We start from the raw sequence: 7,745 nt of genomic DNA, 5'->3' as shown, positions 1-7,745 counted from the left end.
CTTCACGGGTCTCGAAACCGAAGAGAGACAGCGCGTCTTCGCGGACGACGAGATGCGTGTGCACGCGGACGGCGTCGCCGACGTGTGTCGAACGCGCGAGGCCGGCGGTGACGGCGACCGCGAGGCCCACTCCCCCGACCTCGACCACCAGGGTGTCCACCTCGACGTGCGCGGCCGTTCCCCGAAGAGAAGAGATCATGCAACCACCCTAAGCGGGGGTGCCGACAGGCTCAGGGTGCCACGCGGGGTGCCCGCCCGCGCACCGGGCGCGCGGTGCGGCGCTCGGCCTCGCGCCAGGCCCGCAACGCCGGGGTCTCCGCTTGGGCGACCCCCTCGGACGCTCCCCCGCGCCAGCCGTGGCACAGCGCGAGCGCGAGGGCGTCGGCGGCGTCGGCGGGCTGCGGCAGCGCATCGAGCCGGAGGATGCGGGCGACCATCTCCTGGACCTGTCGCTTGTCCGCCGCCCCATAACCGGTGACGGCCGCTTTGACCTCCGTCGGGGTGTGCATCGCCGCGGGGAGGCCGCGCTCGGCGGCCATCAGGAGGGCGATGCCGCTGGCCTGCGCCGTGCCCATGACGGTGTTCCGGTTCTGCTGGGCGAACACCCGCTCGACGGCCACGACGTGCGGGCCGTGTTCGTCGATGACCGCCCGTATGCCTGCCGCGATGGCCGCCAGCCTCTCGGCGATCGGCGCATCCGGGGACGAACGCACGACCCCCACATGCACGAGCCGCGCCGATCGGTCGCGCGCGACATCCACTACGCCGACACCGCAGCGGGTGAGGCCGGGGTCGATGCCGAGCACGCGAAGGGACGCCACCGTCCCACGCTAGGCGCGGGATGCCGCGCCTAGCATCAGGCGCGCCACCAACGGGTCGTTGAGCGAGCGAAGCGAGACGAAGCGTCCGCGCTCCGCGACCGGTTACTCGTCTTCGGCGAGTTCTGCCTGCACTTCGGGCGTGAGGTCGAAGTTGCTGTAGACGTTCTGCACGTCGTCGCTGTCCTCGAGCGCATCGATCACCCGGAACACCTTGCGCGCGGTGTCGGCGTCGATCTCGACCTTGAGCGAGGGCACGAACTCGACATCCGCGGATTCGTAGTCGATGCCCGCCTCCTGGAGGGCGGTGCGCACCCGCACCAGGTCGGAGGCCTCGGTGATGACGCCGAACCCGTCGCCATGCGGCTCGATCTCCTCCGCCCCGGCATCGAGCACCGCGAGCATCAGATCGTCCTCCGACGCGCTGTCGCCCGAGACGACGATGACGCCCTTGCGGTGGAAGTTGTACGCCACGCTGCCCGGGTCGGCCATCGTCCCGCCATTTCGGGTCATCGCCGTGCGTACCTCGGCCGCCGCGCGGTTGCGGTTGTCGGTCAGGCATTCGATGAGCAGCGCGACGCCGTTCGGCCCGTAGCCCTCGTACATGATCGTGATGTACTCGATCGACTCGCCGGTGAGTCCCGCGCCGCGTTTGATGGCGCGGTCGATGTTGTCGTTGGGGACCGATGTCTTCTTGGCCTTCTGGACGGCGTCCTGGAGCGTGGGGTTTCCCGCGAGGTCGGCACCGCCGATCTTGGCTGCGACTTCGATGTTCTTGATGAGCTTGGCGAACGACTTGGCGCGGCGCGAATCGATGATCGCCTTCTTGTGCTTGGTCGTCGCCCACTTGGAGTGGCCGGACATGCCTCCAGTTTACCCTTGCGGGCGCCCCCGCCCGGTGGCACACTGACGCCCGTGGACGATCGAGACCGGGCACTCGACGCGGCGCACCGGCGTGCGACGGAGTTTCTGCACTCCGTGAACGAGCGACCCGTGTGGCCGCCGGTCTCCCTCGACGACATGCTCGCCGAGCTGCAGAAGCCCCTCGACGAGGAGGGGACGGATGCCGAGGCCGTGGTCGACGAGCTCGCCCGGGTCGCCGACCCCGGCCTCGCCGGCATCGCCGGTGGCCGGTTCTACGGTTTCGTGATCGGCGGGTCGCTGCCCGCCGCGCTTGGCGCGGACTGGCTCGTGTCGTCATGGGATCAGAACTCCGGCTCGTCCGCCCTGACCCCCGCCACGGTGGCCCTCGAACGCGTCGCGGGAGAGTGGATGCTCGGCATGTTCGGCCTGCCGGGCTCGGCGAGCGTCGGATTCGTGACCGGCGGTCAAGTGGCGAACTTCACCTGCCTCGCCGCGGCACGCAACGCCGTGCTCGCGCGCAGCGGCTGGGACATGGCGGAGCGGGGCGTGCGTTCGGCGCCGGCCGTGCGATTCGTGGTGGGCGAGCACCGGCACGGCTCGATCGATCGGGCGGCGCGCATGCTCGGGATCGGCCGCGCGGAGATGACGATCGTGCCCGCCGATGACCAGGGGCGGATGTCTCCCGCGGGGCTCGGCGAGGCGCTCGAGGGTGGCGAGGGGCCATTGATCGTCTGCCTGCAGGCGGGCGAGGTGCACACCGGAGCCTTCGACGACTTCGCTTCCCTGGTTCCGATCGCCCGCGATCGCGGGGCGTGGGTGCACATCGACGGCGCCTTCGGCTTGTGGGCAGCCGCATCGCCCTCCCTCCGCCATCTCGCGACCGGGATCTCCGGCGCCGATTCGTGGGCGACCGACGCCCACAAGACCCTCAACGTGCCGTACGACTGCGGCATGGCGATCGTCCGGGATCCAGCCGACTCGATCGCCATGTTCCGCACGGGCGGGGACTATCTCGTCTACACGGGGCTCGACCCCTGGGATGTCACGCCGGAGCTGTCGCGACGAGCGCGCGGGGTGCCGGCGTGGGCGGCCCTGCGCAGCCTCGGGCGGCGCGGCGTCGCCGAGCTGGTGGATCGGCTGCACGCCAACGCGCTCGCGATGGCGCGCGGTCTCGAGGCGATACCCGGTGTCGAGGTCGTCAACGACGTCGTCTACACCCAGGTCATGTTCCGCCTCGGCGACGATGACGCCACGCGCGCGCTGGGTGCGGCGATCCTCGCCGACGGCACGGCGGTCGTGACGGGCGCCGATTGGCAGGGGCGCGCTGCGCTGCGCTGCTCCATGTCGTCGTGGGCGACGACGCCCGACGACATCGAGCGGACCCTGACCGCGATCGCTCGCCTCGCGGCATCCTGAATCGGCGTCAGCCGACGATCTTCTGCAGCGTCCGCAGATTGCGGTTCGTCGTCGTGGCCTTGTAGGCCTTGCGCCCGAGCAGCTTGCCGAAGGGGGTGTCGACCGTCGTGCCCTTGATCGGGTTCCAGTAGATGACGCCGTGGCCGCGGGCGATCGGATCGGCGTCGTCGAGGGATGCCGCGGCCGCTTCGAGCTCGTCGAGCACCGCCTCGTCCGCGCCGAAGATCACCCAGGGCTGTCGATGGGCATCGCTCGCGTCGAACGGGAACGCGTCGATGACTCCGCGCACTGCGCCGAGGGTCACGAGCACGATCCACGCGTCGTAGCCGAATCTGTCGCGCAGCGACTTCTCGATCGCCGCCTTGAGCTTCGCCGCCGAGCCTGTGCCCGTGAAGACGACGTTGCCGCTCGCGAGCACGGTGCGAACGTCCGTGAACCCCGACGACTCGAAGAGCGCGCGAAGGTCCGCGGAGCGGACGGTGATGCCCCCGACATTCACCCCCCGGAGCAGCGCGACCCACTCGGTCATCGTCGGGGACTCACCGAGACGCCACCAGGGCGAGGAAACGCTGGTGGAAGCGGGTCTCGCCGGTCACCTCGGGATGGAACGACGTGCCGAGCAGGTTGCCCTGCTGCACGGCGACGATGCGTCCGTCATCCAGCGCCGCCAGCGTCTCCACCGCGGCGCCGGTCGTCTCGACGAGCGGTGCGCGGATGAAGACGGCGTGCACGGGTGGTGCGCCGAGGGCAGGGATGTCGAGGTCGGTCTCGAACGAGTCGACCTGGCTGCCGAATGCATTCCGCCGCACGGTGACGTCCATCCCGCCGAAGGTCTCCTGGCCGGCGATCCCGTCGGTGATCCTGTCGGCGAGAAGGATGAGCCCGGCGCACGTGCCGTACATCGGCATCCCGTCGGCGATCGCCTCGCGGATGGGCTGCTGCATCCCGAACGCACGCGAGAGCTTGTCGATCACGCTCGACTCGCCGCCGGGAATCACGAGTCCCTCGACGCCCGCGAGCTCCGCCGGTCGGCGCACCAGGGTGACATCGGCACCGAGTTCGGTGAGCACGCGCGCGTGCTCGCGAACATCGCCCTGGATGGCGAGGACGCCTACCCTCACCGGGGATCGAGTGCCGCTACCAGCCACGCTCGGCGAGGCGGTGCGGCGCGGCGAGGTCGGACACGTTGATGCCGACCATGGCCTCGCCGAGGCCGCGCGACACATCGGCGATGACCTGCGCGTCGTCGTAGAAGGTGGTGGCCTTGACGATCGCCGCGGCACGTTCGGCGGGGTTTCCCGACTTGAAAATGCCGGAGCCGACGAAGACGCCGTCGGCGCCGAGCTGCATCATCATGGCCGCGTCGGCCGGCGTGGCGACACCGCCCGCGACGAAGAGGACGACGGGGAGCTTGCCGGTCTCGGCGATCTCGGCGACGAGTTCGTAGGGCGCCTGCAGTTCCTTGGCCGCGACGAACAGCTCGTCTTTGGTCATCGAACGGAGCACGTTGATCTCGCCCGAGATCTTGCGAATGTGCTTGGTGGCCTCCGACACATCTCCCGTGCCGGCCTCGCCCTTGGAGCGGATCATCGCCGCGCCCTCGTTGATGCGGCGGAGCGCCTCGCCCAGATTCGTCGCACCGCACACGAAGGGGACGGTGAACTTCCACTTGTCGATGTGGTTGACATAGTCGGCGGGCGAGAGCACCTCGGACTCATCGATGTAGTCCACACCCAGCTGCTGCAGCACCTGCGCCTCGACGAAGTGGCCGATGCGGGCCTTCGCCATGACGGGGATCGACACGGAGGCGATGATGTCGTCGATGAGGTCGGGGTCGCTCATGCGGGCCACGCCGCCCTGGGAGCGGATGTCGGCCGGCACGCGCTCGAGGGCCATGACGGCGACCGCTCCCGCGTCTTCGGCGATCTTCGCCTGCTCCGCGGTGACGACGTCCATGATGACGCCGCCCTTGAGCATCTCCGCGAGCCCGCGCTTCACTCTGCTGGAACCCGTGTGAGTGCTGGAACCGGTGTGGGCGCTGGATCCGGTGGGCGTGCTCGATCCGGCCTGGTTGGTGCTGTCCGTCATGATCGACCATTCTATTCCGCTCCGCCGCCCCCTCCTGACCGTGTGTCCACGGGCGCGGTGGCAAGATCGAGCGGGTGAAGATCCTCTCGATCCAGTCGGCGGTCGCCTACGGCCATGTCGGCAACTCCGCCGCCGTCTTCCCGCTCCAGCGCATCGGCATCGAGGTGCTGCCGGTCTACACCGTGAACTTCTCCAATCACACCGGATACGGCGCGTGGCGAGGTCCGCTCATCTCCCCCGACGACGTGCGCGATGTCATCACGGGCATCGAAGAGCGGGGGATCCTTCCGGAGATCGATGTCGTGCTCTCGGGCTACCAGGGCGGCGAAGGGATCGGCGAAGTCATCGTCGACGCCGTCGCCCGGGTCAAGGCCGCGAATCCCGCCGCCCTCTACGCGTGCGATCCCGTCATGGGAAATGCAAAGTCGGGATGCTTCGTCGCCCCCGCGATCCCCGAGCTGCTGCGCAGGCGGGTCGTTCCCGTGGCCGATATCATCACGCCGAACCAGTTCGAGCTCGGCTACCTCACGGGCACCGAACCCGACACGCTCGAATCGACGCTCGCTGCCGCCGACGCGGCACGCCGCATGGGTCCGCGCACCGTGCTCGTGACGAGCGTGGAGCGCCCCGACCGCGAGCAGGGCACGATCGAGATGCTCGTCGTCGATGACCACGGGGCGTGGGTCGCGCAGACCCCCCTCCTGCCGATCAAGGCGAACGGGTCGGGCGATGTCACCGCGGCGCTGTTCACCGCGCACTACCGGCGCACCGGCGACGCGGCGGACGCCCTCGCCCGCACGACGTCGAGCGTGTTCGACCTGCTTCGGATGACGCACGATTCGGGGGAACGCGAGCTGCAGCTCGTCGAGTCACAGGAGTACTACGCGCACCCGCGCCTGCAGTTCGCCGTCCGTCAGGTGCGCTGAGCGCTCGGTGCAGCCGCGGCTCAGGCCGGCCACGCCCCGGCGACGGTCGCGCGCACCTCGCCGAGCAGCTGCGGGAGGGCCTTCGTCTTCGCGATGATCGGGAAGAAGTTGGCGTCGGATGCCCACCGCGGCACGATGTGCTGGTGCAGGTGCGCATCGACGCCCGCCCCCGCGATGGCGCCCTGATTCATCCCGATGTTGAACCCGTCGCACCTCGCGACGGAGCGCAGGACGCGCATGCCCGTCTGCGTCAGCGCGGCGATCTCGGCCACTTCTTCGGTTGTCGCCTCGTCGTACGTCGAAATGTGCCGATAGGGGCATACGAGCAGGTGGCCGGAGTTGTAGGGAAACAGGTTCAGCAGCACATACGCCGTGCGGCCCCGCGCGACGACCAGACCTTCGGCATCCGTCATGTCGACGGCCGCGCAGAACGGGCACGCGTCCCGGAGCACCTGCGGGCCCGCCTTGATATAGGCCATCCGATGCGGGGTCCACAGGCGCTGGAACTCATCCGGAACTCCCGCGAGGGTCGCGGCATCCTCCAGCGACCCGGGTCCAGAGCCCGTCGAAGGATCGCCGTCAGGCACGACGCGCCCCCTGAGCGAGCGAACCGTCGGGACCCGGTCCCTGAGCGAGCGAAGCGAGACGAAGGGTCAAGCCAGGTCCCCCGCCTCGTGCACGAGGGCGTGCGCGTCGATGGCGCCCCGGATGCGGCGCACGGCGTCGACGATCGGAACGCCGTTCTCCTGCGAGCCGTCGCGGAAGCGGAACGACACGGTGCCGGCGGCCCGGTCCTGCTCCCCCGCGATGAGGATGAGCGGCACCTTGCCGGTGGTGTGGTTACGGATCTTCTTCTGCATGCGGTCATCGGAGTGATCGACCTCGGCGCGCACGTCTTCCGCGCGCAGCGTCGCGATGACCCCGTCGAGGTACTCGCCGTACTGCTCGGCGACGGGGACCCCGACCACCTGCACGGGCGAGAGCCACACCGGGAAGTCGCCGGCGTAGTGCTCGAGCAGGATCGCGAAGAAGCGCTCGATCGACCCCATCAGCGCCCGGTGGATCATCACCGGCCGCTTCTTTGCGCCGTCGCGGTCGGTGAACTCCAGGTCGAAGCGCTCGGGCAGGTTGAAATCGAGCTGCACGGTCGACAGCTGCCACGTGCGACCGATGGCGTCCTTGACCTTGAGGTCGATCTTGGGGCCGTAGAACGCGGCCTCGCCGGCGACCTCGGTGAGCTTGAGCCCGCTCGCGAGCGCCACCCGGCGGAGGGCATCGGTGGCCTCGGCCCAGTGGTGCTCGTCCCCGATCCACTTCGACTTCTCGTCGTCGCGCATCGAGAGTTCGAGCTCGAAGTCGTCGAGGCCGAAGTCGCGCAGCAGGGAGAGCACGAACTCGAGCACTTCCGCCACTTCACCCTCGAGCTGTTCGGGAGTGACGAAGAGGTGGGCGTCGTCCTGGGTGAAGCCGCGCACGCGGGTGAGACCGTGCAGCGCGCCCGAGAGCTCGTTGCGGTACACGGTGCCGTTCTCGGCGAGCCGCATGGGCAGGTCGCGGTAGCTGCGCGCCCGCTCCCGGTAGATCAGGATGTGCATCGGGCAGTTCATCGGCTTCAGGTAATAGTCGACGCCCT

The 7,745-nt window shown here is 69.4% G+C and carries 10 protein-coding genes; 2 read left to right on the top strand and 8 right to left on the bottom strand.

Annotated features, from left to right (window positions below; translation table 11 throughout):
* The 3 genes from VNT50_RS02635 to VNT50_RS02625 all read right to left on the bottom strand — a co-directional run.
* Positions 1–199: OB-fold domain-containing protein (locus tag VNT50_RS02635; protein WP_325483550.1), on the bottom strand; the 199-nt coding region annotated here is incomplete at its 3' end.
* Positions 200–230: 31 nt separating this feature from the next.
* Positions 231–821 carry a crossover junction endodeoxyribonuclease RuvC gene (gene ruvC, locus VNT50_RS02630; RefSeq protein ID WP_325483549.1) on the bottom strand — a complete coding sequence of 197 codons (591 nt, stop codon included), beginning with the start codon at positions 819–821 and terminating at the stop codon, positions 231–233.
* Between the two features lie 102 nt (positions 822–923).
* Entirely contained in the window at positions 924–1,682 is a 759-nt protein-coding gene (locus VNT50_RS02625) for a YebC/PmpR family DNA-binding transcriptional regulator (RefSeq protein WP_325483548.1), read from the bottom strand.
* A gap of 51 nt (positions 1,683–1,733) precedes the next feature.
* On the opposite strand from VNT50_RS02625, the gene VNT50_RS02620 reads away from it, so the two are divergent.
* A complete protein-coding gene (locus tag VNT50_RS02620; protein WP_325483547.1) occupies positions 1,734–3,098 on the top strand; it encodes a pyridoxal phosphate-dependent decarboxylase family protein in 1,365 nt (454 codons plus the stop codon).
* 7 nt (positions 3,099–3,105) lie between these two features.
* Here the strand turns inward: VNT50_RS02620 and VNT50_RS02615 are convergent, their stop codons facing one another.
* Genes VNT50_RS02615 through pdxS form a run of 3 tightly spaced genes read right to left on the bottom strand, consistent with a single transcriptional unit; the run spans position 3,106 to position 5,186 of the window.
* A complete protein-coding gene (locus tag VNT50_RS02615) occupies positions 3,106–3,627 on the bottom strand; it encodes a DUF1697 domain-containing protein (protein ID WP_325483546.1) in 522 nt (173 codons plus the stop codon).
* Between the two features lie 10 nt (positions 3,628–3,637).
* Positions 3,638–4,219 carry a pyridoxal 5'-phosphate synthase glutaminase subunit PdxT gene (pdxT, locus tag VNT50_RS02610; protein ID WP_414683927.1) on the bottom strand — a complete coding sequence of 194 codons (582 nt, stop codon included), beginning with the start codon at positions 4,217–4,219 and terminating at the stop codon, positions 3,638–3,640.
* A 16-nt stretch (positions 4,220–4,235) separates the two neighbouring features.
* Positions 4,236–5,186, bottom strand: coding sequence for a pyridoxal 5'-phosphate synthase lyase subunit PdxS (pdxS, locus tag VNT50_RS02605; protein ID WP_325483544.1), 951 nt, complete (start codon positions 5,184–5,186; stop codon positions 4,236–4,238).
* A 74-nt stretch (positions 5,187–5,260) separates the two neighbouring features.
* Here pdxS and pdxY point away from each other — a divergent pair, with 74 nt between their 5' ends.
* A complete protein-coding gene (gene pdxY, locus VNT50_RS02600; RefSeq protein WP_325483543.1) occupies positions 5,261–6,112 on the top strand; it encodes a pyridoxal kinase PdxY in 852 nt (283 codons plus the stop codon).
* A 20-nt stretch (positions 6,113–6,132) separates the two neighbouring features.
* Here the strand turns inward: pdxY and VNT50_RS02595 are convergent, their stop codons facing one another.
* Positions 6,133–6,699, bottom strand: coding sequence for an HIT family protein (locus tag VNT50_RS02595; protein ID WP_325483542.1), 567 nt, complete (start codon positions 6,697–6,699; stop codon positions 6,133–6,135).
* 66 nt (positions 6,700–6,765) lie between these two features.
* The coding region (thrS, locus tag VNT50_RS02590; protein WP_325483541.1) for a threonine--tRNA ligase at positions 6,766–7,745 on the bottom strand (980 nt) is incomplete at its 5' end.

It is taken from the genome of Microbacterium sp. (genome assembly GCF_035554235.1).
Classification (GTDB): Bacteria; Actinomycetota; Actinomycetes; order Actinomycetales; family Microbacteriaceae; genus Microbacterium.
The sequence above is the reverse complement of the archived record's forward strand: the minus strand, read 5'-3'. Positions and strand labels throughout refer to the sequence as shown.

Excerpts from the sequence above, each read along its gene's own strand:
- VNT50_RS02625 (WP_325483548.1), bottom strand. The coding sequence starts at position 1,682 with ATGTCCGGCCACTCCAAGTGGGCGACGACCAAGCACAAGAAGGCGATC.
- pdxS (WP_325483544.1), bottom strand. The coding sequence starts at position 5,186 with ATGACGGACAGCACCAACCAGGCCGGATCGAGCACGCCCACCGGATCC.
- VNT50_RS02615 (WP_325483546.1), bottom strand. The coding sequence starts at position 3,627 with ATGACCGAGTGGGTCGCGCTGCTCCGGGGGGTGAATGTCGGGGGCATC.